Annotated in this window: 28 protein-coding genes; 19 read left to right on the plus strand and 9 right to left on the minus strand. The window is 54.4% G+C overall.

Going from position 1 to position 25,304, the window contains the following annotated elements; translation table 11 throughout:
* Nucleotides 1-92: 92 nt before the first annotated feature.
* A complete protein-coding gene (locus ACR0JB_RS13115; protein ID WP_480789978.1) occupies nucleotides 93-1,214 on the minus strand; it encodes an aminotransferase class V-fold PLP-dependent enzyme in 1,122 nt (373 codons plus the stop codon).
* A gap of 596 nt (nucleotides 1,215-1,810) precedes the next feature.
* On the opposite strand from ACR0JB_RS13115, the gene ACR0JB_RS13120 reads away from it, so the two are divergent.
* The 6 genes from ACR0JB_RS13120 (at nucleotide 1,811) to ACR0JB_RS13145 (ending at nucleotide 5,360) form a co-directional block, all read left to right on the plus strand.
* Nucleotides 1,811-2,998, plus strand: a complete 1,188-nt coding sequence (locus tag ACR0JB_RS13120; protein ID WP_480644772.1) for a tyrosine-type recombinase/integrase — start codon at nucleotides 1,811-1,813, stop codon at nucleotides 2,996-2,998.
* Nucleotides 2,995-3,642 carry a hypothetical protein gene (locus tag ACR0JB_RS13125; protein ID WP_480789979.1) on the plus strand — a complete coding sequence of 216 codons (648 nt, stop codon included), beginning with the start codon at nucleotides 2,995-2,997 and terminating at the stop codon, nucleotides 3,640-3,642. Before ACR0JB_RS13120 ends, ACR0JB_RS13125 begins: the two co-directional genes overlap by 4 nt.
* A gap of 98 nt (nucleotides 3,643-3,740) precedes the next feature.
* Complete coding sequence (locus ACR0JB_RS13130; protein ID WP_170411714.1) at nucleotides 3,741-3,950, plus strand: helix-turn-helix transcriptional regulator; 210 nt, start codon at nucleotides 3,741-3,743, stop codon at nucleotides 3,948-3,950.
* Between the two features lie 125 nt (nucleotides 3,951-4,075).
* A complete protein-coding gene (locus ACR0JB_RS13135) occupies nucleotides 4,076-4,507 on the plus strand; it encodes a hypothetical protein (RefSeq protein WP_170395838.1) in 432 nt (143 codons plus the stop codon).
* Nucleotides 4,492-4,806, plus strand: a complete 315-nt coding sequence (locus ACR0JB_RS13140; RefSeq protein WP_170395840.1) for a hypothetical protein — start codon at nucleotides 4,492-4,494, stop codon at nucleotides 4,804-4,806. Before ACR0JB_RS13135 ends, ACR0JB_RS13140 begins: the two co-directional genes overlap by 16 nt.
* A gap of 179 nt (nucleotides 4,807-4,985) precedes the next feature.
* A complete protein-coding gene (locus ACR0JB_RS13145; RefSeq protein ID WP_302478769.1) occupies nucleotides 4,986-5,360 on the plus strand; it encodes an HGGxSTG domain-containing protein in 375 nt (124 codons plus the stop codon).
* Nucleotides 5,361-5,819: 459 nt separating this feature from the next.
* Here ACR0JB_RS13145 and ACR0JB_RS13150 read toward each other — a convergent pair whose 3' ends face one another.
* The 6 genes from ACR0JB_RS13150 to ACR0JB_RS13175 all read right to left on the minus strand — a co-directional run bounded on the left by ACR0JB_RS13150 (nucleotide 5,820) and on the right by ACR0JB_RS13175 (nucleotide 11,985).
* Nucleotides 5,820-6,629 carry an NAD-dependent epimerase/dehydratase family protein gene (locus ACR0JB_RS13150; RefSeq protein ID WP_480789980.1) on the minus strand — a complete coding sequence of 270 codons (810 nt, stop codon included), beginning with the start codon at nucleotides 6,627-6,629 and terminating at the stop codon, nucleotides 5,820-5,822.
* On the minus strand, nucleotides 6,617-7,519 hold the full coding sequence (locus ACR0JB_RS13155) for a hypothetical protein (protein WP_170507744.1): 903 nt from the start codon (nucleotides 7,517-7,519) through the stop codon (nucleotides 6,617-6,619). Before ACR0JB_RS13155 ends, ACR0JB_RS13150 begins: the two co-directional genes overlap by 13 nt.
* Before the next feature lie 52 nt (nucleotides 7,520-7,571).
* Nucleotides 7,572-8,567 carry a substrate-binding domain-containing protein gene (locus ACR0JB_RS13160; RefSeq protein WP_170395846.1) on the minus strand — a complete coding sequence of 332 codons (996 nt, stop codon included), beginning with the start codon at nucleotides 8,565-8,567 and terminating at the stop codon, nucleotides 7,572-7,574.
* 56 nt (nucleotides 8,568-8,623) lie between these two features.
* A complete protein-coding gene (locus ACR0JB_RS13165; protein ID WP_174818509.1) occupies nucleotides 8,624-9,610 on the minus strand; it encodes an ABC transporter permease in 987 nt (328 codons plus the stop codon).
* Nucleotides 9,611-9,612: 2 nt separating this feature from the next.
* Nucleotides 9,613-11,166 carry a sugar ABC transporter ATP-binding protein gene (locus ACR0JB_RS13170; RefSeq protein WP_254437378.1) on the minus strand — a complete coding sequence of 518 codons (1,554 nt, stop codon included), beginning with the start codon at nucleotides 11,164-11,166 and terminating at the stop codon, nucleotides 9,613-9,615.
* 147 nt (nucleotides 11,167-11,313) lie between these two features.
* On the minus strand, nucleotides 11,314-11,985 hold the full coding sequence (locus ACR0JB_RS13175; RefSeq protein WP_010437239.1) for a GntR family transcriptional regulator: 672 nt from the start codon (nucleotides 11,983-11,985) through the stop codon (nucleotides 11,314-11,316).
* A gap of 106 nt (nucleotides 11,986-12,091) precedes the next feature.
* Here ACR0JB_RS13175 and ACR0JB_RS13180 point away from each other — a divergent pair, with 106 nt between their 5' ends.
* From ACR0JB_RS13180 to ACR0JB_RS13240, 13 genes are all read left to right on the plus strand, one after another.
* Nucleotides 12,092-12,961 (plus strand): SMP-30/gluconolactonase/LRE family protein, encoded by an 870-nt coding sequence (locus ACR0JB_RS13180; RefSeq protein WP_170395850.1) that lies wholly within the window; start codon nucleotides 12,092-12,094, stop codon nucleotides 12,959-12,961.
* 26 nt (nucleotides 12,962-12,987) lie between these two features.
* Nucleotides 12,988-14,022, plus strand: coding sequence for a sugar ABC transporter substrate-binding protein (locus ACR0JB_RS13185; RefSeq protein WP_170395852.1), 1,035 nt, complete (start codon nucleotides 12,988-12,990; stop codon nucleotides 14,020-14,022).
* Nucleotides 14,023-14,106: 84 nt separating this feature from the next.
* Entirely contained in the window at nucleotides 14,107-15,630 is a 1,524-nt protein-coding gene (locus tag ACR0JB_RS13190; protein ID WP_170395854.1) for a sugar ABC transporter ATP-binding protein, read from the plus strand.
* A complete protein-coding gene (locus ACR0JB_RS13195) occupies nucleotides 15,627-16,628 on the plus strand; it encodes an ABC transporter permease (RefSeq protein WP_170395856.1) in 1,002 nt (333 codons plus the stop codon). The genes ACR0JB_RS13190 and ACR0JB_RS13195 overlap by 4 nt, the downstream gene beginning before the upstream one ends.
* Before the next feature lies 1 nt (nucleotide 16,629).
* Complete coding sequence (locus ACR0JB_RS13200; protein ID WP_170378463.1) at nucleotides 16,630-17,418, plus strand: SDR family NAD(P)-dependent oxidoreductase; 789 nt, start codon at nucleotides 16,630-16,632, stop codon at nucleotides 17,416-17,418.
* Between the two features lie 22 nt (nucleotides 17,419-17,440).
* Entirely contained in the window at nucleotides 17,441-17,935 is a 495-nt protein-coding gene (locus ACR0JB_RS13205) for a lactoylglutathione lyase family protein (protein ID WP_108861949.1), read from the plus strand.
* Nucleotides 17,928-18,959, plus strand: coding sequence for a C-terminal binding protein (locus ACR0JB_RS13210; RefSeq protein ID WP_170395858.1), 1,032 nt, complete (start codon nucleotides 17,928-17,930; stop codon nucleotides 18,957-18,959). Before ACR0JB_RS13205 ends, ACR0JB_RS13210 begins: the two co-directional genes overlap by 8 nt.
* A gap of 12 nt (nucleotides 18,960-18,971) precedes the next feature.
* Nucleotides 18,972-19,661, plus strand: coding sequence for an RraA family protein (locus ACR0JB_RS13215; RefSeq protein WP_480789981.1), 690 nt, complete (start codon nucleotides 18,972-18,974; stop codon nucleotides 19,659-19,661).
* Complete coding sequence (locus tag ACR0JB_RS13220) at nucleotides 19,642-20,562, plus strand: 2-dehydro-3-deoxygalactonokinase (RefSeq protein WP_170411675.1); 921 nt, start codon at nucleotides 19,642-19,644, stop codon at nucleotides 20,560-20,562. Before ACR0JB_RS13215 ends, ACR0JB_RS13220 begins: the two co-directional genes overlap by 20 nt.
* The gene (locus ACR0JB_RS13225; protein WP_170411673.1) at nucleotides 20,559-21,185 is read left to right on the plus strand and encodes a 2-dehydro-3-deoxy-6-phosphogalactonate aldolase; all 627 of its coding nucleotides are present in this window, start codon (nucleotides 20,559-20,561) and stop codon (nucleotides 21,183-21,185) included. The genes ACR0JB_RS13220 and ACR0JB_RS13225 overlap by 4 nt, the downstream gene beginning before the upstream one ends.
* Nucleotides 21,182-21,883: an SDR family NAD(P)-dependent oxidoreductase gene (locus ACR0JB_RS13230; protein ID WP_480789982.1), complete on the plus strand. Its 702-nt coding sequence runs from the start codon at nucleotides 21,182-21,184 to the stop codon at nucleotides 21,881-21,883. Before ACR0JB_RS13225 ends, ACR0JB_RS13230 begins: the two co-directional genes overlap by 4 nt.
* Before the next feature lie 9 nt (nucleotides 21,884-21,892).
* Nucleotides 21,893-22,411: a 2,4'-dihydroxyacetophenone dioxygenase family protein gene (locus tag ACR0JB_RS13235; RefSeq protein WP_480789983.1), complete on the plus strand. Its 519-nt coding sequence runs from the start codon at nucleotides 21,893-21,895 to the stop codon at nucleotides 22,409-22,411.
* Nucleotides 22,392-22,805, plus strand: a complete 414-nt coding sequence (locus ACR0JB_RS13240; protein WP_480789984.1) for a methylglyoxal synthase — start codon at nucleotides 22,392-22,394, stop codon at nucleotides 22,803-22,805. Before ACR0JB_RS13235 ends, ACR0JB_RS13240 begins: the two co-directional genes overlap by 20 nt.
* Before the next feature lie 24 nt (nucleotides 22,806-22,829).
* Here ACR0JB_RS13240 and ACR0JB_RS13245 read toward each other — a convergent pair whose 3' ends face one another.
* Complete coding sequence (locus ACR0JB_RS13245; RefSeq protein WP_480789985.1) at nucleotides 22,830-23,975, minus strand: alpha-hydroxy acid oxidase; 1,146 nt, start codon at nucleotides 23,973-23,975, stop codon at nucleotides 22,830-22,832.
* 45 nt (nucleotides 23,976-24,020) lie between these two features.
* A complete protein-coding gene (locus ACR0JB_RS13250; protein WP_170395870.1) occupies nucleotides 24,021-25,304 on the minus strand; it encodes a TRAP transporter large permease in 1,284 nt (427 codons plus the stop codon).

The raw sequence follows: 25,304 nt of genomic DNA on the forward strand, positions 1-25,304 counted from the left end.
TTCGTCCGCAAGGCAGACAACCACTGAATTCTGCCTAACGTCTGCTACGAGCCCAATTTGACCAATGCCGCAGGTTGCGTAAATGTCAGCTTTTAGGATTTTTGATATTGGGACACTACTTCTCTTATTCGATCCAGAACTGTGTCGATTTCTTCTTGCGTAAGTTGGACTAGCTCCAACACTATCTCCGACTGGTGGGTTAAATGGTCCATGATCCAGATCGAAGGTTCACCGGCTTTCAAAGCTGCTGCCATTTGTGCCGCATCAGGAAATTCTGACGATTTGGCAATGCAGAGATGCGCTCGATCAAATGGCAGATTTGTAGGATCAGGATTCGCTTTGGCCGTGATACCTTCAATCGTGTTCGCTACTGAGGCAAATCGGGCAACCTTTTCCTTTTGTTCTGACGACCAAGCCTCTTTGTTAAGCTGTTGGCGAAGCTTCAAAGCAGTAAGGACACCGAGGAGAGCTTCCTTTGATGCCTTCATGCCGCGCCCTATTCCTTTTTCCTGTGCTCTGACTGCTGAAACCAGATCGGGCTTTCCGAGAACCAAGCCTGATGTTGGGCCAGCTAAGTATTTTTGGCCGCTAATGAGAACCACGTCAGCTCCGGTATCCAGCAAGTCTTCAATTCGAAAATCCTGGGCCGCGCCATCAATAACCACTGGCAGATCATGTTCATGGGCCGCAGAGACTGCTTTTCGAAAATCCAGCATTTCGCCTCCAGTAAGTCTGGAGGAAACAAGCACTAAACAACACGCATCCAGTTTTGAACAAGCGTGAGCAAGGTCCTCAATGCCGCAAGCCGAATTGTCGCCCACAAGCTCCGGTTTCGCACCTGCAAGTCGGATAGCTTGCTCAATGGGATGACCGTAATTTACTGCGTGGTTTGCAGGCAAAATGACTCGGCTCTTGAGACCGCTTGCATCGGGAAGCTGTTTAATCGCGCCTGGGGAACTACCGGTCATAGAGGCCGCTACAGCCAATGTAACCGCAGCCGCACTGCAATGTACGACAGTGGCCGCGCTCGCATTGGTCATTTCGGCAATTTCTCGACCCACTGCGTCATGGAGATCATCCATAATGAAGTGACGCCCTAAAGCATCGGAAACAGCTTCACAGACTTCTTTTGAGGATCGAGAAACACCAAGAGGTGTAAAAACACCTCTAGCATTGATCACTTCTGAGAGCGTGTTTTGCGTTCCAATCAGCATATGGCAATTCTAGACTAAGTATCTGCCAATGCATAGGAAGCTGACCTTAAAATCGCCGGCAGTAAAGTCCGGATTGGTCCGCAATGCGGACATAAAATCAAATTTCCTGAACGTCCGCAATTGGTGCGAAGGGATACTCGAACCCAGAACTCTAGTTCGACGGGCACCAACCAACAGCTAGTGGACCTACCCCAATAAAAGTAGCCTTGGAAAAACACGTCACAGAAAGTGTGAGAGGCTCACAGGCTTGCGTTCGATCAGCTGAAGGGGTGCCAAGGGGCGGGGGGGAGTTCGTCTATGAAGGCAAGGCCCCGACCATGCGACGTTAACAACGGATGTATTTTGCTAAGGCGTGGTCGCCATGTGGTCGCCATTTATGTGGCGCCAGCAGAGTACATCTCGTAAATTATTGATTTTATGGTGCTGCTGGAGGGCATTGAAACTCCATATGTAGATGTCTCAAAATATCTCAGATAGAGATTAAGTATATGAAAAGGCTTAACTTACCTCCTTCATTCGATCTCAATTAATCTCGACTAACGGCAGCACATACCATACCTAGGGGTGGACCAACAGGTGGACTGGTAGAGAGCTGTATGGCGAAAAGCAAATTGAGCGCGCGCGGCGTTCTTGCATTAGAGAGCGGAAAGCACTGCGATGGCGCTGGGCTCTGGCTTGTGAAGGCAGATTCCAATAGCGGTAAGTGGGTTCTTAGACTGACGGTTTTCGGCAAACGACGGGAAATGGGCCTCGGGCGGTGGCCGGATGTTGGCTTGGCGGAGGCCCGGGAATCTGCCGATGCTGCACGGCGCGAACTGCGAGAAGGCCTGGATCCGATTAGAGAGCGGCAGAAGCGGCGGGTGGAAGCCCAGCGCAATTTGCACCTGTTCAGAGACATCGCTCGGGATGCGTTTGAAGCGCGGAAGTCGGAATTGCGAGGTGGCGGAAAGGCGGGGCGTTGGTTTAGTCCGCTGGAGCTACACGTCATACCCAAACTCGGTCATGTGCCGGTTGCTAAAATTACTCAGATAGATCTGCGGGATTGCCTTGCGCCTATCTGGCATGAGAAAGCCGAGACTGCTCGGAAGGCGTTGACACGGACATCTATTTGTCTGGAGCATGCAGCCGCGCTGGGCATTGATGTTGACTTGCAGGCCCCCAGGAAGGCACGTGCATTGCTTGGCAAACCGCGTAAGGCCACCACCAACATTCCGTCGCTTGCCTGGAGTGAAGTGCCTGAGTTCTACAAAAGCTTGGACGAAGGTACAGTCACCCACCTTGCTCTGAAGCTTCTAATTTTGACCGGGGTACGGTCACGGCCAATACGGTACTTGAGGGAAGAGCAGATCGACGGTGATGTCTGGACCATTCCGGCAGAGCAGATGAAAGGACGTGAGGGCGCTACTGCTGAGTTCCGTGTACCCCTTTCGAATGAAGCGCTTCATGTTCTTGGAGACGCGCGGCGACATGCTCGCGATGGCTATCTGTTTCCGAGTATTCGAAAAGGGGTGATCTCGGACGCCACGATGTCGAGATTGATGGAGCGTCGTGGCATGAGTGCCCGTCCGCATGGATTTCGTTCAAGTCTCCGCGTGTGGTTGGCGGAGGCAACCGATGCGCGTCACGAAGTTGCAGAAACCATGCTTGGTCACGTTGTGGGCAGCTCTGTCGAACGAGCCTATCGTCGAACCGACTTTCTCGACCAACGTCGTGTGCTGCTGGAGCGCTGGGCGTCCCACCTCACCGACAATACAGATACAATCATAAAATTGGCCACAGCATGAATCAGGATCGTCGTTATCTTCCCTTGTACAACGAAGAGGGAAAATGGATCTCTCGACCAGACCTCTATGTATTAATCAGAATGTCCGTGACAGACTCTCAAGGAGAAAGCGTGGTTTCAAAGGCCTATCGATACGTGTCTGAAATTTCGGACAATACCACAAACGAATTGGACGATTTGGATGCCACGATAGAGAGGAAATTCATCAGAGCGAAATGGAATGAGCGAGGATTTTCGGCCATGGTTGTCACCGAGCTTTTACGCCTTGAACAGAGTGGGATAAAACCAACTGTGGGAAAGGCGTTACGACTCGTCACACGCTACTCGCTTGGAGAAAAACTTAGAGAGGCAGGCTCAGTCTCCGACCAAGCCGAAAGAGCTTTCCGAAAGTGGCGAAATACCTGCCATCTGGAAACCGCATTTCGAATGCATGGTTCAAAGCACGTCATATTTGAAAACGACGTGGGAAAATTTGACGACTTTCTTGCAAATGCCAAAGCTCTTGAGCGGTTCATGGACGAGGTTTCTGCTCACGGCCATATTAAATGGAATCCTTGGCGAATACCGGACGACATTAAACCGGGCGCTAAGCCAATCATGGAGCCGTTGAGTTCAGAAGAGCGAGAACTCGTTGTCGGCGTTTGACAGCATGACTGGGGGGAGAAATTTTTTCTCCCCTCCCAATACCAATTTAGATCGCCTCTAGATGACTCAACACTCATCAAAACGAGGCATCTACTCACATGGCCACTGAAACAAACTCATTTGCGACCGAAATCGACCCACTGCTTAAAGTGGCGGAGGCTGCAGAGCTGCTTGCAATCAGTGTGCCGAGTTTCTGGCGCCGCATCGCGGATGGATCTGTCCCTAAGCCAATCAAACTCGGTGGATCTTCTCGGTGGCCTCGCTCTGAAATCCTTGCTGTCATCGCTGAAGCCAAAGCCAACCGGTAACAAACCGGCCACCAACGCTTGCGAGCGGCTATATGTCTTCCGCCGCTTTTCTTCTATCAACTGACCAGTATCCTCACGGTGGACGCTCCTGAGCACACGGTCAGCCAACCTTGTATGGAGCCTCCATGGCTGGACAAATGATTTTCGCCCAACTTTCAATTCTAGATATGCGTCGAACAATACAGGATTTGACGCTTGAAGAGCGCGGATTGCTATTCTCGTTTCTTGTCGAGAATTGTGAGGCGCAGGATTCATTGGAGCGTGACGAGGAAAGACTTGCGTATCGTGTCGGTCTTGGCAAATCTAAAAAGTCGCTGGCGCGTCTGCTATCGTCGCTCATCAAGACTGGAAAAGTGAAAGCGACCGATGACGGAATAATGGTCGCTCTGGCGGAAAACGCGATCAATCATTTCCAAGCGAAATCCGTAACGGCAAGTTTGCGAACTCCTGCCGAAACGACCGAGCAAAACCGAAAGCAATCTTGGAGCAAGCAAACGATGTGCAATGTGATCTATCTAATCAGGCTACGAGCGCGCTCAGCGTGGCGGATTTGCTGAGTTACGCTGAAAAAAATGAACTCACCTTTAAATTTGATCGTCTGATCGCAGCTCTCAGAAATCTCGTGCAGAGCAAGGGCGCGTATACACTCGCTGATGCGCTTGATAGCGACGCGGCAAAACGAAAGGTCGAGCGGTGGTGTGCGCTCGAACTCAGCCCTGAAAAAATCGTTTCAAACGTAGACAATGTGATAGCCAGAAAAGGCGATGGAGCGATAATGTCTTGGCAGTATTTTGACCGAGTGTTCCTGAACTTGGCTGAACGAAAAGCTACTGTGCACGGAATTGCCGGTCGATAGTCAATACAGGCTTAGGCAACGACGAGTGCAACTGACCTATTCCTTTCTGCCAACAGGCCCCTAGGCAGCTCGTCCAATTTGATGCCGTCTTCTTTTGTGGGCGTATTCAAAGTCCATGGGGTCTTAGGCCGATGCTTAGAATTGCTTACATTTGGAGGTGTTTTTTGAGTTTGAATCTAATGCTTCGCGAGGTGTTGTTATCACTCCAGGAAGAGTTCGCTAGGGATGAGACACCGAGCTGTCAAATTTGCCCCTTTCGGACAGTTACTGGGCGCGGCAGAGAAAAAACGTGCTCCGAATGTACTGGTGGCCAGTGTCAGGATCTGCAGAACATTGGCTTGGACAATGAGGGGCAACCGCTTCCAACGCATCTACGAACTCGCTGTGGCGCAAAAACGCGCAAAGGATCGAGTTGTCAGCTACCCGTGGCACCAGGAAAACGCCGTTGTCGATACCATGGCGGCTTGTCAACCGGCCCGACATCCAAGCAAGGTCGAGCGCGGATCGCTGAAGCACAACGCAAAAGATGGGCAAAACAGAGAACCAATACTTGACCAAGTGTTTATAGTTGTATGGCAATGTCCACCGACACTATGCGCCGATAGCAGTCGTCGCAGAGTCATAAGCACCAAACATATTCCGAACACGCTTGTTTATGCTCGTGACAGAAACCGATAGCCGTCATCTGAGCAAAACACTAGGATGACCGCGTATGTTTTCTTTTTCCGTGCACAGTATCAACGGCTGCTATCCGGCGGATTGAAGTGCTGGTTTGTCTCGTCCGCAGGGCAGTTGACCACTCAACCAGAGATCGCTTCTCATTATACCCATACAGCGACGTTCGCGGTTCGTTACCGTGCTATCAATCATCCAATGGCTGCGATATCTGGCGCTCGTTCTGTCGCTCTCCGTCGACTGCGAAGCGGACAACGCTGACCTTTTCAGCGCTTACTTCGATGCGAGGTTTCGGAAAATGATTGCGCAACGCAACAACAATGCCCGGACCTTGTACTTTACCAATCTGGAAAACGTGTCGTGACGTAGCTGGGGAGTCGGACTGTAAACAGCCGTTTCAGCATGGATCTTAAGACAATGCCCACTGTTGTTTTCGCGGGGCTTCCGTCCTTTGGAGAGTAGCCAATCGCTTGCCGTGTTTCGGTGATATCCCAGCGCATCCCCGGGTTATCTGACATTAGGTTCAGGGCTGCGAAGGAAATATCCTTGGCATCTATTGCGGCGCGCATTCCGCTTAGAAAGTCCCGATCACTCAACCACATTTCCTGACCCCACCGGCCCATCGCCATGTGTGTGCCGGGTTGGTTGCCGTGAGTCCATTGCGTCCAGCCGATGCGCAAGCAGATGACCGACAGTCCGTGATGCTCGGCGAAATAGGCCCCTGTCCGTTCACAGAACAGCTTTGACATGCCGTAGGCGTTTACTGGCCCTGGTGGTGCCGCGCTGTTGAGCACCTCATGCGTGAACCTTTTGTCGCCGTGAACCCAGTTGGAGCTGGCAAGAACCACGCGGCTGACGCCCATGGCTACCGCATGGTGATAGAGAGAAAGCGTTGCATCCATATTGTGTTTGATCGCGGAGGCCCAAGTGGCGGAGGGCTCTCGGTCTCCGGCAAGATGCACGATAACGTCCACTCCCTTTAGCAAACTGACCCAACTGCTGTCGTCGGACAGGTCTGCTGTGTGAATGTCGGGATGATCAACGGGACGGATGTCGATGCCAGAGACGGTGTAATCGGGGTCGTTTTCTAGCGCGTTGAAGAGTTTGCGGCCGAGATGCCCGCCTGCGCCTGTAATCAAGACATGCATGACAGGAACTCCTTGTTGTTTGTGAGCCCTAATGGCATTTGGGTTGCATCTTCATCCGTCAAGACGCGGAACGTCTGCCGAAAACTCAGCGTTTCATTCGGTGCGAGCTTGCGTGCCGGGGAGTGCCACTCCGCTTCGCAATAGGCGTAATCGACTGAATTAAAGACCTCAAACGGATAGTCGTGTGCAAATTTATCGCCCTTTTGAGGTTCTGGTACCGAGCACATTAGCAACGGGGTATCAGCGCCGCACCGTATCAATGTACGACCGTTGGGGTTCGGTAGCCCGACCTTGAATTCCTGCTGTCTGTTGCAATCCACGACAATGCCGTTGCCGTGCGTAGCTATCATCCCTTCGGCAGAGCCAAAAACAGGATAGAACGCAGGGTCTTCCAATTCGACGCCGATCTTGGTGGGGGTGTTAAGCATCATGACTGACCAAATGCCAGTCAGGCGCAACGAGGTCCCATGGTTGACCACGATGTGTTCTATTTCCCAGCTCTCCGCCGAGGTCAGCGTGATGCGGCGCGACACCGACAAGTGCGAGGTCGGGCATAATGCGCTGGTCATGTCGATACGAGTGCTGCTTCTTGAAGTGATCTGGTAAGAGCCGCTGTCCAACACGGGAAACGGAGCGCCGTTTACCCAGGATGCATCTGGGGCGATCCAAGTCTTCTCGCCGCCCCAGAGTGGAAAACCAAATTGTGGAGAGCGTGTGGGCAGATCAGTAAGCCGCGTGTCATCGACCTCCAACCCGTCGAGATCTGTGTTTTGAAATAGGAGGGAGCGCCCCTGGAAATTCACATCCCATAAGCGGCCCCCGATGCCGGGCAGGAGTGTCAGCTGCAGATCGTTTTGCTGCAGGTGAAGAACGCTCCATCTGTCCGACATGTACCCCCTCCTATCGGTTTCCCGGCGCGATAGAATGCACTGGGACAATCCCTTAGGTGTGCTTGAACTGAACGACGTTTTCGGCCGTAATCGGCATAACCCCGGTTTCAACACGCTCTGGCAAAGGATTGATGCCAGCCGCCTTCCAATCGGGCAAGACCTTCAGCGCGTCAGTGTTCTGCCAATGCATCATGTGGAAGGCGAGAAAGATCTCAAGATAGGATTTCTGAGCCACTGCGCCGTAAATTGTGCCGTCTTCGATATAGGGAAGCATATCATCATTTCGGTCCATCGCGACGATCTTGATGTCCTTGCGTCCCGCCTCATTGACGGCAATTGCAGCGCCTTTCCCGCTGTCGCCGTCCGTGCCGCCAATGCCAACAATATCCGGGTTCGCCTGAATGGCCTGAAGATAGGCTGTCGGCGCATAGGACGGGTCGGCCTTGTCATTGACTACGTCGACCACTTCGATATCCGGGTATTTCTCGGCAAAGATCTGTTTGTACCCCTCGACCCGCTCCAATGTGGAGGGGGCTGGGAAAGTGCCGAGGATAACCTTGCCTTTACCGCCAATCGCTTGCGCCAGCATTTCGCCGCCGACACGTCCTGCCTGAACGCCGTTGATACCAAGGAATGTGGACCGGGGACTGTCGGGAATATCGCCAATACAGCATGTTACTGGAATGCCAGCCTCGACCGCACGTTCGACGCCGGGGGCCAGAGTGGCTGGATCACCGGGGAAGATAAGGATGCCAGCGGGACGTCTTGCGATCAGTTCATCCAATTGGCGTGCTTGTGCGGCCGTGTCGAAATCCAACGGGCCCGTGAATGTGGCCTTGATGCCCATCAATTCTTCAAGGTCTTCCATCGCATTGCGATAATCCACCCAGAACGGTACCTGCGTGACAATGGACAGGAAAACATACTCCTTGCCGGCCGCTTGCGCCATGGCTTCTTTGGACAGCATGGGCAGTCCAAACGCTGCGGCCAATCCTGCGGTGGTGCCCGCTGTCAGCAGCCTGCGCCGATTCACATTCAATTCAGTCATCGTAGTCTCCCTGTTTTGGATCTTTGGTTGTTGTTAAGTTTTGGAAAGCTTCGGGATTAGCCCCGTTTGCTTCGGATCAGCATGTCCAAGGCGACCGCTGTAACGAGTACACCGCCGATGACGATCATCTGCCAGTAGATCGATACAGCCAGCATCGTCATAGTGTTGTTGATCAACGCAACGAAAACGACGCCGAGGAAAGCACCAAGAATAGTACCTTCGCCGCCGCGTAGAGATGCGCCACCGATGACAGCCGCTGCCAGAACCTGAAGTTCGATACCGTTTCCTGCCGTGGGCGTGCCGCTCATCAGGCGCGAGGCCAGCAAAACTCCGGCCAAAGCAGCCAGAATACCGGTCAGTGCGTACAGGATGATACGCACGCGTGTGACATGGATGCCTGACAACATCGCGGCCTTTTCATTGGCGCCGATGAAATAGACCTGACGGAAAAAGCGCGTATGGCGGACGGCCAGGTCAAACAGAACGACGAGCAGAATGGTGAACAAGACGATGACCGGAAAGCCGCCTATGTCAGCTTTGCCGATCCAGGCAAATGATGCCGGCAGGCTTGAGACAGAAAAACCTTCGGTCAGGACAAGAGCGATGCCTCGCGCGATCGACATCGTGCCGAGGGTCGCGATAAGCGGATTGATCCCGAGACCGGTCACCAGCAAACCGTTCACTACACCGACAATTCCACCCAGCACTAATCCGCATACCACCGCGAGCGGAATTGGCATGCCAGTCAAAAGTAGCATGGCTACGACGGTGGAAGACAAAGCCATTACCGACCCAACGGAAAGATCGAACCCGCCGGATGCAAGTAGGATCGCCATACCGATCACGATGATCGCGGTGGGGGCCATGCCCACGGCCACGGCTCGAAAGTTCGAGAAGCTGAGGAAATAGGGATTAACGTTGGACATCACGATGATGATGGCGGCGATCAGAACGATCAGCGTCAGTTCACGAATATCGACAAAAGCTTGCAAAACACGGCGCAGCAGCGGACGCTTCATGGGCAAGTTGGCTTGAGCGGTCATGGTCACGTCGCGACTCCTGATTGATTGGCTTGGGGCGCATCAACAATTGGGGCGGAATTTCCGGCGGCCATTTGAAGAAGCGTGGTTTCGGTTGCCTCAGCGGCTGCGATGTCCCCCATGAGGCGACCCTCGTGGACGACAAGGATGCGGGTTGAGAGAGATACAAGTTCGGGAAAATCGGATGACACGACGAGGATGGCCATTCCCTCGGCTGCTCGACGCAAAAGTTCCGTGTGGATTTGGAATTTGGCTCCGACATCGACCCCTTTTGTGGGTTCCTCAATGATCAGAAGAGCTGGCGCGCGTTTGAGCCACTTGGCCAACATTATCTTTTGCTGATTGCCCCCTGAGAGATCACCAACAAGTTCGTTAATCCCGCTGGTTTTGACGCTGAAGGCGTCAATGGCTGCTTGGCTAGCTGCTTTGATCGAGCCCGAACGCATGAACCCAGCAGACGCATGATCGGAAAGACTGGCCGCGATCAGGTTGTCGCTGAGTGATTGTTCCAGAAAGAGGCCTTCAGTCTTGCGTTCTTCGGGAACAAACCCGACCCCAGCACGCATCGCCTGCCGCAAGGACGCAAAGTTAACAGGCTTGCCGTGAAGTCTGATCTCCCCGGTCGCGCCATGCATCAACCCGACAATCGATCGAACAATCTCGCTGCGGCGAGCGCCCATCAACCCTGCCATCCCTACAATCTCTCCGGCTTTAATGGAGAAAGAAATGTCTTCGAATTCATCTGGATGGGTTAATTCTTGGACATGCAAAACCTCTTCGTCGTTAACCTTACCTGACCGCGTGACATCACCGGGGTGAGCGCCGCCGATCATCTCGGCGACGACTTGTTCCTGAGAAGTTTTCGAAACCGGTAAAGTGCTGATGTGGCGCCCATCTCGCAAAACGGTAATGCGATCCGAGATCTGGAAAATCTCGGCCATATGGTGGCTGACATAGACGATGCCAATCCCTTTTTTTGTCAGGGACTTTAGGACTTCAAATAGTGCGTCTACTTCGTCGGGTGCCAATGCCGATGTCGGTTCATCCAGCAAAAGGACGCGGGAATTCAACGACAGAGCCTTGGCGATTTCAACAATCTGGCGGGAGCTGATAGGCAAGTTTTCCACGGGTGTTGAGACGTCGATATCCAGACCGAATTCCGCCAGCAACGCCTCCGCACGGCGGCGCAGTTCAGGCCAGTCAACTACGCCAAATCGGGTGGGTACGCGCCCCGCGTAGATGTTTTCCGCAACAGAGAGTGCGCCAGCGAGGCTGAGCTCTTGGAAAACACAGCCGATGCCCAGGGATTGCGCATGCGACGGGCTTTCGACCCGCTGTTCCTTGCCGTCGCACAGGATACGCCCAGCAGAAGGTTGGTGAAGTCCAAAAAACAGGCCGAGACAGGTGGATTTTCCGGCGCCGTTTTCCCCGCATAGCGCGTGAACTTCGCCGGGTCTCAATTCAAAGTCGACGCCATCCAAAACAATGTTCGTGCCGAAGCTTTTGCCAACCCGATCCAGTTGGATCAGTGGCTGTAGCCCCGGTGAGTCAGGTTTCATTGCTGGCGTCATATAAGCTTCCTCCCGTCTTCTGATTGGCATCTGATATCTCAGATGTCAACGGAAAAAGAAAAGACAGTGAGGTGCTCAAAAGAAAGGGGCGGCGCCGTTCTGGCCCGCCCCCGTCACAACGAAGCTACGTTTTTGCTAGGATGCGGTCGCTCCTTCGAGGACGATGGCGGCGCTTTTGTAGGCTTGTCTGGTGCGGTCAATATGCGCTGTGAGAAGAGATTTGATTTTGGCCATGTCACCTTCGCGAACGGCAATAGCGATTTTCGAATGCTCATCGAAGGAGAGCTCAGTATGCTGTGGCAGCTTCGCCAAATGGGTTCGCAATGCGGCAATCTTACCGATGTAGCGTGTATAGCTGGCCGTCAGATAATCGTTACCGGCATGTTCAAAAATCAACTGATGAAATGTGGTATCCAGTGAAAGGTAGCCCTTTTCATTACCTCGCCTGCGTTCCTTCTCCATGTCCTTCACGACACGCTGCATGTCGTCGGCAAGACCTTCCGGGTTCCGCAACAACGCAAGTTCAAAGGCGGCAGTTTCGATAGCCTGTCTGAAATCGCAGATCTGAGTCACTTCCGGCTCAGACAGCGAAAAAACACGTGCGCCTTTTTGAGGCTCGATACTGACCAACCCTTCGTCACGTAGTTGAGCGAGTGCTTCGCGGACTGGCGATTTCGATACGCCCAGCTCTTCGGAGATTTTTCGCTCCGACAAAACCTGACCCATTTTCAGGGAGCCATCGATAATACTATTCCGCAAATGTTCCAGTGCGAGTTCACGCAAAGACTTGGGTCTCTCAAGCGCCATCTGAGGATATCTCCAAAAAAAGGTGTTGCCAGATGCAAGATATCTGATACACCAGATTAGGCAAGCTGGTATATCAGATATCAGAATGTATTTAGGAGATCAAAAAGTGCGCGCAGAGTTGGTCGTCGATTGTAAGAACCAGCACGGGGAGGGGATTTTCTGGAATCCCGCCGATGGCCTTATCTGGTGGACCGACATTGAGGGCTGCGCGCTTTGGTCATTTGATCCTGCAACGTCAGACACCGCTTCTCATGAGATGCCGGAGCGCGTGTGTTGCTTCGCGCCGCGCGCGTCTGGCGGTCTGATAGTTGCTTATGCTGATCGAGTTGTCTTGTTCGAGTCGCCCAATAGCGAGGAAACCCTCGTGACGCGATTCGAGCCGAACAATCCGGAGACACGGCTGAACGATGGGCGAACCGATCGCCAGGGGCGATTGATTGTTGGAGGCATGAATGAAGTTTCTGGAAAGGCCGATTCGTCGGTCATCTGCGTCGACAAGGATTTGAGTGTACGGGCGATTATCGAAGGAGTGTCTTGCGCCAATTCGACTTGCTTTACGTCCGACGGTGAGACGATGTACTTCGCGGATACCCCGGATCGGGAAATCGTCGCATTTGATTACGACACCCGCAGTGGAACCGTTTCGAACCGTCGGCGGCACGCTTCTTTCAATGATGAGCCTGGCTTGCCTGATGGGTCCTGTGTCGATGCCGAAGGGGGCGTCTGGAACGCCGAATGGGAAGGCCATCGCGTTGTTCGCGTCGCACCTGACGGCACGATAGATCACGTGATCGAGGTGCCGGTTTGGAAGCCCACCTGTTGCGCTTTCGGTGGCCCTGATCTCGACACGCTGTTCATCACGACCTCAAGGCTGATGAGTGACGACGCAGCTTTAACAAAAGAACCGGAATCCGGCGGCCTCTTTGCTGTGAAACCCGGCGTTCGTGGCGTGATCGACGCGCCATTCAAAGGATAACCGACGAATTTCTGGAGGAGAAAACTATGTTGAAAACGCTTATGACCACTACGCTTGTCGCGGGGTTCGCCACGCTGGCAACGGTCGCTCTGGCGGAAAATTATCCAACACCGGTTCCACTTGAGGACGGGGCACAAGCGCCAATCGATGCGATAGAACCCAAGAACGATACGTTCCGGATCGCGTATATGCCGCCGGCGACCGAGTTCAACTATTACATCGCCATCGGTGAAGGCATCAAAGCGGTTGCTGCTGAGGCTGGGGTCGAAGTCTTCATGCTTGCGCCCCAGTCCGGTGCGGACATCAACGGCCAAATGGGAATGATCCAGGATGTGCTGACGCAGGATGTGGATGCAATCATCTTTGGTACCCACGATGAATTTGCTGCCGCACCACTGCTGAAGCAGGCCGTCGACAAGGGCATGGCAGTTTTGATGATCAACTCAGACATCCCGAACTTCCCGACGCCAATTCATGGCGTTGTCGGGTACTCCCAGCGCAACGGCACACATGCCATCGCTGACTGGGCCATTGAAACTTATGGCGATCAACCGTTGAAGGTCGGAATCATCGAAGGGCAGCCTGGCTATCACTCGACCGAGCGTGTGGGAGGCTTTCTCGACGGTATCGAGGGCAACGAAAACTTCGACGTTGTGGTCTCAATTGACGGTAAATGGAACGTTGAAGGCGGCAACACTGCTGGTATGGATATCCTGCAGTCGAACCCCGATCTCGACATGATCTTTGCGGCGAACGACTACATGATCATCGGGGCATCTTTTGCGGCGAAAGCGCTTGGCCGCAGTGACATCGTCCTCTTGGGCAATGATGGCGACACGTCCGGCCTTGAAGAAATTGCGGCTGGCAACATCACGGCAACCGTCAACACCTCACCATTCCTGATGGGTAAGGCGGCCATGCACGCAACCATTGATGCGCTCAACGGGTCCTATCCCGGCGGTTGGATCGAAACGCCCACATCGATTGAAGACAAAGACGGAGCGATAAGCGTGCTGCAAGAGCCAGAAAAGCTCTTCCCGCAGCCGTCCAAAGAGTACTGAGCTTTCTCCCCGCTTCCCGGTGGCGCGTGCGCGTGCTGCCGGGTCGCAACTCAACCGAGTTTCACTTTCGTCGAGGCAATCGCAATGACACCCACAACGCCACTTTGGGAGTTTGTCGATATCACCAAGGCCTATCCCGGGGTTTTGGCGAATGACAAGGTTTGCATCCGGCTTATGCCCGGTTCCATTCATGGGCTGCTAGGTGAAAATGGCTGTGGCAAGTCGACCATGATCAAGACTCTGTCCGGCGTACAGCAACCCGATAGCGGTCGAATCCTGCACAATAGCAAGCCGGTCACGATCAGCGACCCGCAGGCGGCACGTGGATTGGGCGTCGCAACAGTTTTTCAGGAATTCTCGATCGTGCCCACCTTGTCGGTTGGCGAGAACATCTTCCTTGGCAATATGCCTCGGTCCCGCTTTGGCGTGATCGATTGGGCCAAGGTCCACAACGAAGCCGCTCGCGTTTTGGCGGAAATGGATGTCGATGTTTCACCCGAGACCATAACCGGCTCACTATCGGTAGGCGAGCAACAACTGGTCGAGATCGCGAAAGCCGTCGCGATGGACGCTCGCATGATCATCCTGGATGAACCGACGGCGGCATTGGGTGAAGACGAAATTGAGCGCCTGCACCAGCTACTGCGCAATATGCGTGAGCGCGGTACCGCTATTCTCTATGTGTCGCACAGGCTGGATGAGGTTGAACGGATCGTTGATGAAGTGACGATCTTGCGCAACGGCTGTGTTGTGCGAGCAAGTGGCGAGACCAAGATCAGCGTCTCTGAGATTGTCAGCGCAATGGTCGGTGAGGACATTGGTGAGCATTATCCGAAGGAGCAGAACGCGACCAAGGATATTGTGCTGGAGGCGGCGGGTCTGGCCACCAATTCGGGCGTGAAAGATGTATCGTTTTCCTTGCATCGGGGCGAAGTTCTGGGCTTGGGTGGCGTATTGGGCAGTGGCCGCACAGAGATCGCTCGCGCCCTGTTTGGGACAGACGAGCTGACGGGCGGACAGATAACACTGCATGGCAAACCAGTACGCTTCCGCCGGGAAATCGATGCGATCCGTGCTGGATTGGCCCTTGTTCCGGAGAACCGTAAGTTTGACGGGTTGTTCTTCAATTTCCGCGCAAGCGGGAATGTCACCGCAGCGTCCCTTGGCGGGTTAAGCCGGTTCGGCGTGTTGAATCTTAAGGCGGAAGAGCAAGCTACCCATGACCTGATCCGCGATCTGGAAATCTCGACCCAGGCTGAGGAAAAGACGGTCAACTTCTTGTCTGGTGGTAATCAGCAGAAGATCGTGATTGCACGTTGGCTGTTCTCAGCCTCTGACATCCTGATCCTTGATGAACCGACGCAAGGGATCGATATCGGCGCCAAGATCGCTGTTTACAAGCTGATTAACAGGCTCACTCGGGCGGGAAAATCGATCATTCTGATCAGTTCAGACCATGATGAGTTGCTTGCGATGAGCGATCGGATTGCCGTCGTGCAGCACGGAACGATTGTGCGCACGGTCGATGCATCCGACCTCACTCATGACGACCTTGTGCGCGCGTCCGCCGACACCCCCCAATCCAAGCCTAAGGAGGCTTTCGCATGAAGCGGATTTTTGACACCCAGTTGATCGGGCCATTCGCAGCAATGGTGATTGTCGCACTGATCGTTGCCTTTACGACCGAACGCTTCCTGAACCCGGGTAACCTTTCAAACCTGTCCCTACAGGTAAGCATCGTGGCCTTGATCGCAATCGGGTCTACTATCGTGATTTTCGCTGCGGGCATCGATCTGAGTTCCGGGTCTATGGTGGCATTGCTGACCATGATCCTTGCGCAAATGTTGAAATTTGTCGGCATTCCACTGGTTCTGGCGTTGCCACTCATTCTCCTCATGGGCGGATTGCTTGGTCTATTCATTGGGCTGATAACAGCCTATGGGCGTATCCCATCTTTCATCACAACATTGGCGGCGTTGATTGCCTTCAGGGGCCTTGCGCTGACCTTCAACAATGGATCGCCGATTTTTTCGCTGGATCCGGCGCTGGAGCCAATCTTTTACGGCAAGCTGTTCGGCGTTCCGATGCCTTTCTTCTACCTCGTGTTCTTCTACGTCCTTGCCGCGTTCACCATGAACTTCACGAAACTCGGCCGTGAGATCTATGCCGTGGGTGGTAACCCAGCCGCTGCCGTTCTGACAGGTATCAACGTACGAAAAGTTCAGACGACGACATTTGTCATCGCGGGTTTCATGACTGCGGTTGGTGCGATCCTGATGTCAGCGCGCCTCAACTCTGGTTCGCCCAACTATGGCCAGACGCTGGAACTTCAGGCCATTGCCGCCGCTGTTGTCGGCGGAGCCAGCCTTGCAGGTGGCCGCGGCAACATCCTCGCCACGCTGATGGGGGCGATGACAATCGTTATCGTCCAGAATGGTTTGAACCTAAACGCTGCGCCATCTTCGGTTCAGAATATCGTGCTGGGCCTGATCATTCTGTTGGCCGTCGGCATAGACATGTGGCGCGCGGAGATTTCGGCCTTGATGGGTCGAATGTTCGGCCGCCCTTCCTCGCAGCAGTCATCTAACGTTAAGAAGGAGGCCTGAGATGGATCTGGGGCTCAAAAATAAACTGGTCCTGGTGACTGGTTCAGGTTCCGGCATCGGCAAAGCCACTGCCCGGATCTACCTGGAAGAGGGCGCGCGGGTCATCGTGCATGGTCTGACCGCAGCGGAAGTGTCCGACTGCGTCGACGACCTGTCATCTCTGGGCGACGTCGAAGGCATTGCGGCCGACCTAACCAAGACGTCTGATGCGGAAACTCTGGCGGAGTTTGCCCGCGCACGCGGTGCGGTGGATGTTCTTGTGAATAATGTCGGCATCTTTTCGGTTAAGCCGTTCGAGGATCTCACGGATGACGACTGGATGCACTATTTCAACATCAATGTCCTGTCTGCCGTTCGGATGAGCCGAATTTTCCTGCCAGACATGCTTGGCCGGGATAAGGGATCTATCATCAACATGGCCAGCGAAGCGGCAGTGAAACCACTACCTCAGATGGTGCATTATTCCGTCACTAAAACTGCCATGTTAGGTCTGACACGTGGCATGGCAGAATTGACAAAGGGGACAAAGGTCCGGGTTAACTCGATCCTGCCTGGTCCAACCTGGACCGAAGGTGTCGAAGCCTATTTTGATGGCCTCGCCGATCAAAAGGGTGAGCCGCTCGACACGATCGTCGACAATTACTTCAAATCAGATGAGCCCACATCGCTCATACAACGCTTTGTCCAACCAGACGAAGTCGCCCGCATGATCGTCACGATCTCTGCAAGCACAGCCTCCAATGGTTCTGCGCATCGGATCGAAGGCGGCATCGTTCGCAATATTCTTTAACTGCTAACTGGAGGAGCCCTACATGGCCGCTCTCACTTTCTCTCACATCGGCATCACAGTTCCCGACCTGGAAAAAGCCGTGGAGTTCTATTCCAAGGCATTCGGCCTTTACGTGCTGATGGAACCAACTGAAATCCTGCATGACGAAAGCGCCATCGGTCAGATGTGCGACGATGTATTTGGGGAAGGCTGGGGAAGTTTCCGCATCGCACATTTGTCGATGGGCGACGGTGTTGGCATCGAATTGTTTGAGTTCCCGAAGACCGTCGAAGAAGAACGCCCGTTTGAATATTGGCGGCGTGGCTTGTTTCATTTCTGCGTACAGGACGAGGATCTGGAAGGCCGCATCAAGGTTATCGAAGACCTGGGCGGACGCCAGCGCATGAGCCAAGTGCGCAAGTATTACCCAGGTGAAAAGCCTTATCGCATGGTTTATATGGAAGACCCGTTTGGCAATATCTTCGAGCTCTACAGCCACTCGTACGAATTGACCTATTCGGCGGGTGCTTATGACTGATCGCGCCGACTTTTCCCCCAGAACGGACAAACCCAAGGTCGTGATAACCGATTACGACTTTGGTGATGTTGCCGTTGAGACGGAAATCCTGGAAGCCGCAGGAGCCGAGGTGATTGCGCTTCAGGCCAAGCGCCAGGAAGACCTGTTCGATGTCGCGCCGCATTGCGCAGCGATGATGAACCAATATGCCCGGATCGGGAAAGAAACGATTACGCGGATGCGGAACTGCGAGGTCATCGCGCGTTATGGCGTAGGCGTAGATATCGTGGATGTCGGCACGGCAACGGAAAAAGGCATCCTCGTTACCAACGTGCAAAACTATTGCACCGAGGAAGTCGCCGATCACGCGATTGCCCTTTGGCTGACCCTGGCGCGCAAGTTGCCTGACTATGATCGGGCCACTCACGCAGGGGTCTGGCAATGGCAAAGCGGGCAGCCGGTCTACCGGTTGCGCGGGCGGACGATGGGTGTCGTTTCGCTGGGTAAAATTGGGCAAGCCATCGTTGCGCGGGCGCAATCTTTCGGAGTTACGGTCATCGCTTACGACCCGTATTTGCCAAGAGACGTCGCCGCGAAGATTGGGGTCGAGCTGGTGAGCAAGCCCGAATTGCTAGCAAGGTCCGACTATATCCTGATGCAGGCGCCGATGACGCCGAACACGCATCACTTTTTGTCGGATGCCGAATTCTCGGTCATGAAACCCGGTGCGATACTCGTGAACACTGGACGCGGACCAACGGTCGACAACAAAGCCCTGTTCCGGGCGCTGACCGAAGGCCATTTGGCCGCTGCAGGGCTCGACGACCCCGAAGAAGAGCCGGCAAAGCGCGCCAACTGGACGCCTGATGACAACCCGTTGTTCACACTGCCCAACGTCCTCGTAACACCACATGCCGCCTACTATTCCGAGGAATCAATACACGCAGCGCGGGTTACCGCGGCTTCGCAAGTGGCCAAGGTCCTGACAGGACAAAAACCCGACTACACAGTCAATGCCGACGCATTGGCCGTATCTACTGCATAATAGGAGACAAGAATGCCAGACGTCAGCACAGACCTTAGGGTTTTTAATGATTTTGAAAGAAACCCGGAACTTCTCAGAAAATTCGACAAGGTGTTGGAGGCGTACTCTGCTGCTGCCATTTTTGCGGATGTGCAGTACCGAACAGGCGTGATGGACAGCGCCATCAAGCCCGCTTTCCGCGCCAAGGTGACAGGCCAGGCCGTGACGGTCCAGCTTTCAAAAGGTGATCTGGTCGACCCATTGCGAGCGCTTGAAATGGGACAACCCGGGGACGTGATCGTTGTGGACGCGGGTGGTGATCGTCAAACGTCAGTCTGCGGCGGTTTAATGGGTGGCCTGGCCAAGAACCGTGGCATTCGGGGTATGATCGTAGATGGCACTGGGCGTGACACAGATGAGTTGGAAGACATTAACTGGCCAATCTGGACGCGCGCGATCACGCCGCGCGGAACGCACACGATGTTCTCGGAACGTAAAGAAGAACTTTCGATCAATGTGCCAATCGCCTGTGGGGGCGTCGTGGTAAACCCCGGAGATTTCATTGTAGCTGATCTTATGGGCGTCGTTGTGATTCCACAGGAAATTGCCGAAGAAACCGTGCGCCTTGCTCAAGAGCAAGCTGACCGTGAGGAGGAAACCCGAAAATGGGTGGCCCAAGGCAAAACTGTTGAGGATCTGCTGAATGAATTCGGTCGCATCTGAGCCAGCGCTGATCGGCGTAGATTGGGGCACTTCATCGTTCCGTGCATTTCTAATTGGTGCGGAGGGCGACGTGATCGATGGGGTCTCGTCGCCTGAAGGTATCATGCAGGTTGCGGGACAAACCTTTGAGGCGGTCCTTGATCGTCTAATCGGCCCTTGGGTCGCCAAGGCTAACCTGCCGATCCTGGCATCTGGCATGATCACCAGCCGCAATGGTTGGGTAGAAACGCAATATGCTGAAATGCCGCTGGGTGCTGGCGGTCTTGCGCGAGCGTTGGTCCCCCACGAAGCGGCCAACGGAGCGCGTATTCATTTTGTGACAGGTGCCTCGACAGAACATGCCGGAGGACCGGACGTAATGCGCGGCGAGGAGACCCAGATCATCGGGGCATCTTCGCTAGGTTTGAGCGAAGGTATGTTCGTGATGCCGGGAACGCACAGTAAATGGGTTCAGGTTGCCGACGGGAAGATCGTGGATTTCTCGACCTACATGACAGGTGAAATCTTTTCGGCGCTGAAAGAACACACAATTCTTGGCACCTTGATGAAGGAGGACACCTTCAGCGAAGACGCATTCGTGATGGGCGTCAAGGCGGGCCTCAGTGGTGAGTCGAACCTGCTGCACAGCCTGTTTCATGTTCGGACGCTTCCTCTCATGGGCAAAATCCCAAAGGTTGCCACGGCCGACTACTTGTCGGGCTTGTTGATCGGGACCGAGGTTGCTGCCGCGACCGGCGAAGTAAAAGACGTCGGCACGATCACTGTTGTTGGACGTAGCGATTTGTCCGTCCGATACGAAATAGCGCTTCGAACTGCTGGTTTCGACAGCCGTCGCGCGCCAGATGATATCGTTGCGAAAGGGCATTTTCTGATTGCTCGCGCTGCGGGGTTGGTTGGATGATTGACCTCACCGCAGCTCTTGCTGAGAACCCGCTGATTGCGATTTTGCGGGGGCTAGCACCAGAAAATGCGCGCCCGGTGTCTGATGTACTCTTCGATGCCGGGTTTCGGATAATCGAAGTGCCACTCAACTCACCGGACCCGCTGGAATCGATAGGGCAGATCGCCGTGAAACATGGCGCTCAAACCATCGTCGGCGCTGGCACAGTGTTGACTGTGGATCAGGTCGCGGCGGTTGCTGATGCAGGCGGGCGGATCATCGTGTCGCCCAATATGAACCCGGACGTCGGGCGCGCAGCTGTCGCTCGGGATCTTTATTGGTGTCCAGGAGTCATGACGCCCTCCGAGGCCTTTACGGCGTTGGATATCGGAGCATCGGTCCTCAAATTCTTTCCGGCGGAAATGGTGCCGCCAGCTGCCATTGCTGCCATGCGCGCCGTATTGCCTACAGACGCAGTCGTCGCTGCGGTAGGCGGCATAACGCCGGACACGATGGCGTCGTATCATGCCGCGGGGGTAGATGGATATGGGCTGGGGTCCGCGCTGTTCAAACCGAGCTATACATTGGATGAAATCGGCAGGCGCGCGCGCGCCTTCATCAGTGTATTGGAGGAACTTGGATGAAACAGGCCCTTGTTACGGGCGGTACGCGAGGGATTGGTGCGGGTGTTGCACGTACGTTGGCAGACGCAGGTTGGTCCGTTATTGCCGCATCCGCCTCCCAATCCGAATTGGATGCATTCGAGCCTCAGGACGGGATAAAGTTGCAGATCTTGGATGTCACCGACCAGACATCCATCGATGATGTATTCGGCGAGCTCACGGGTCTCAATGCCTTGGTGAACTGCGCAGGTATTCTTCTGCGTGGCGAAGAATACGACATTGACGTTTTCGCCAAGGTGCTTGATGTGAACCTGACTGGTACTATGCGCTGCTGTCTCGCCGCGCATCCTTTCTTAGCGGAAACAGGTGGGGCTATCGTCAATACAGCCTCTATGCTCAGCACTTTTGGTGGACCTTTGGTGCCGGCCTATTCCGCTTCCAAGGGTGGCGTGGCACAGTTGACGAAGGCGCTGGCAGGTCGCTGGGCCGAAGACGGCATCCGGGTCAATGCCATCGCGCCGGGTTGGATCGAGACAGAGATGACCCAGGGCCTTCGGGAAGACCCTGAACGAACAGCGGGGATCATGGCGCGTACGCCAATGAAACGCTGGGGGAAACCCGAAGAAGTCGGTGCGCTTGTGCAATGGCTTTTGAGTGAAAACGCCAGTTTTGTGACTGGATCGATCTATCCGGTCGATGGCGGCTATCTCGCTATGTGAGGAAAATCTATGAATGACGATGACACCGCCCGAATGCCATATCAATTGCCATTCCCCAAGGATGCGCAAGACGAGATCGTGATCCCGAATGCCATGAGTGAGGACGATAGACTATGGGTTCCGCAGGCAGAGAACGTCTGGTTTCGACCGCTCTGCCTGAACCGCTCGCAAGGTTATTGGATGAACCTTCTCAAAGTGCGCAAAGCTGGTGTTCTTTCGCGGCACCGCCATCCACAGCCAGTCCACGGCTTCGTCCTGAAAGGGCGCTGGCATTATCTGGAACATGATTGGGTTGCGGAAGAAGGGGGATATGTCTTTGAGCCGCCGGGTGAGACTCATACCTTGGTCGTTCCCGACGATGTCGAAGAGATGATTACCTATTTCCAGGTCAATGGCGTGATGTGCTATGTTGATCCGTGGGGCAAGGTCACTGGCTACGAAGATGTCTTTACCAAGATTGATCTGTGCCGGAAACATTTCGCGGAAGTCGGTCTTGGAGAAGATTACGTTGAACAATTCATCCGGTAATGCGCCGCGATTCGCCCTCGTAGCCCATGATGCGCGAAAGGACGAAATCGTTGAATGGGTGGGTCTGCAATTGGCCCGCCTGTCCAGAGTACAAATCATTTCGACAGGGACCACCGGCAGTCGCATTAAGCAAGCTTATCCACAACTGGATGTGACCTGCCTGAAAAGCGGACCACTCGGAGGCGACCAACAGATTGGCGCCATGATCTGCGAAGAGAAACTGGATGCATTGATTTTCTTTGTCGACCCTCTGTCGCCCATGCCACATGATGTCGACGTTAAGGCTCTGACCCGTCTCGCAACAGTGTATGATCTGCCAATGGCATGTTCGCGCTCAACCGCGGATCTGATCGTCAAGGGGCTGATTGACGAGGGTGACAACGCGCCTGCGTGATACGCCACGCGCCGCAAGCGCCGATCAGCCAGTTCTCAGAAGGTGCTCTGCCAGACTGCCGAGGTTTTCGCTGCCAAGCTGGCTCATGTTGGCCTCAATGTCAGCCTTCAGGATGTGAACGAGATGGTCGACCCCTCGTGCTCCGAACGCTGCAACGGCATATTGAAAGGCGCGTCCGACCATGACGAAATCTGCACCTTTCGCCAAGGCACGCATGATGTCCAATCCCCATGCAACGCCAGAGTCATAGATCAGTGGCACATCTGTTCCGACCGCCTCGCGGATGTTCGGGAGTTGGTCAATCACGGCGGGCCCGGCTTCGAATTGACGCCCAGAGTGGTTTGAGACCCAGATGCAATCCACACCCTCGGCCACCATTTTTTGTGCATCCTCCGGCCGCAGGACACCCTTGACGATCAGGTGACCCTCCCATTCCTGCCGTAGTTCGCGCAGGTAGTCCCAATCTGGAATCCCACGGATCAGAGCGCCTGCATGGGTAAAACTCTCTCGTCCACGTGTCGGGACGTAATCGTCAAAGAACCGCATACGTGGCATGATGCCCTCGCGCAGATGTGCAAGGCACCAGGCGGGTCGTGACGCCATTTCTTTCAGCGTGCGCAGGTCGGCTTTTGGAGGCACGGTCAGGTTGGCGCGGCGTTGTCGTTCGCGCCGGCTCTCTTCTGGTACGTCCACCGTGATAATCAGCGTATGAAATCCCGCTGCCTTAATCCTCGGCAGCATAGCGCGGCGCAGATCGCCGGAGTTCACCGGGTAATGCTGAAACCATCCGTTTTTGCCAATGTAAGGTGCCACATCTTCCGGTGAAGCAACCGCCACGCTGGACAACGAGAACGGAATGTTGTGAGCAACCGCTGCCTTGGCAAGCATCCGCTCTGCTCCTGCCCACATCAGGCCGGACATGCCTACCGGTGCTATCCCGAAAGGCAGGTCGTATTTTCGACCCATCAATGTAGTCTGCAGTTCGGCCTTTGTTCGGCCACATAGCACACGCGGCATGAATCCGATGGCATCAAGTGCGTCACGGTTGACCTTCAATCCCAGCTCCCGGCCGGTCGCGCTGTCGAGGTATTCGAAGGCAAACTTCGGAATGCGCTTTTGTGCGGTTTTCCGAAGGTCTTCTATCGACGGGTGGGATAGGTCCAGATCCATCCGGGTCCTCTGTTCGTTGTCTAACGGTTGAAGCTCCTCAGTCGGTCACCAAAGGGATGGCAAGGCCAAGGAAATTGCGGGCACATAGGTGATGAACATCAACAAGATGAGCATGCCGACAAAGAATGGCAGGATCGCCCGGCTGAGGCTTTCGATGGAAACCTTCGAAATGCTGCTGGCCACGAACAGGTTTACTCCCAAAGGTGGTGTGCAAAACCCAATGGCCAGGTTGACTGTCAAGATGACACCAAAAACAATCGGATCGACACCCAGCGCGGTTGCAACCGGCAGAAGGATCGGCGTCATGATGATGATCGACGAAATCGTCTCCATGAACATGCCAATCACCAGCAACAGCAGATTGATCAGCAACAGGATGATGATGGGATTGTCGGATAGGCTGGTGATCGTTGTTGCGAGTTCTGTCGGAATTCTTGCGAGCGTGATCAGTCTGCCAAAGGCGGTCGCCATGATCACTAATATCAGAATAGTCCCGCTGGTTTTTGCACTGCCCGCCAATACCTCTGGCAGGTCCTTGAGGGAGATGTCTCCATAAACGAAGATGCCAATGAAGGCGGCATAAACCACGGCAACTGCACCGGCTTCGGTTGGGGTGAAGATACCGCTGTAGATGCCCCCAAGGATAATTACCGGCACCAATAGCGCCCAGATGGAAGACTGGAAGCTCTGCCAGACGCCTGGGCCTGAGAACGTAGTCGTCGATTGCTGAACAACCTCGTCCTTTCGCAGCAGAACACGAGCGACCAACATGAACATGAGGGCAAAAAGGATGCCAGGAACAACACCTGCAAGAAACAGTTTGCCGATCGAAACCTCGGCAGTAACTCCATAGATTATGAAAGGGATACTTGGCGGTATCATAACACCGATCATTCCTGAGGATGCCGTCAATGCGCCGCTGAATTTGCGCGTATAGCCGACCTTTTCCATCTCTGGGATCATGTTCGATCCGATGGCGGCTACGGTCGCGGGAGACGAGCCGGATATGGCGGCAAAGAACACACAGGCGAGCACGTTCACATAAGCCAGCCCACCCCGGATATGACCGATCAGTGCATTGGCGAACCCAACCAGTCGACGAGACATTCCGCCGTGCTGCATCAGGTCGCCCGCGAGGATGAACAAGGGAACGGCGATCAGCGGAAAAGAGTCCGCGCCTGTTACCACTGAGCGCGCCAGAAGAACCATCGGTGGCGTGCCATCCACGAATACCATCACGATCATGGTCGCAAGACCCAGACAGATGCCAATCGGCACGCTGAAGAGCAGAAGGGCGAAAAGTGTCAGGAAAAGCGTTGTTGCAAGCAT

The sequence above is a fragment of the Ruegeria sp. BI7 genome, from assembly GCF_056537925.1.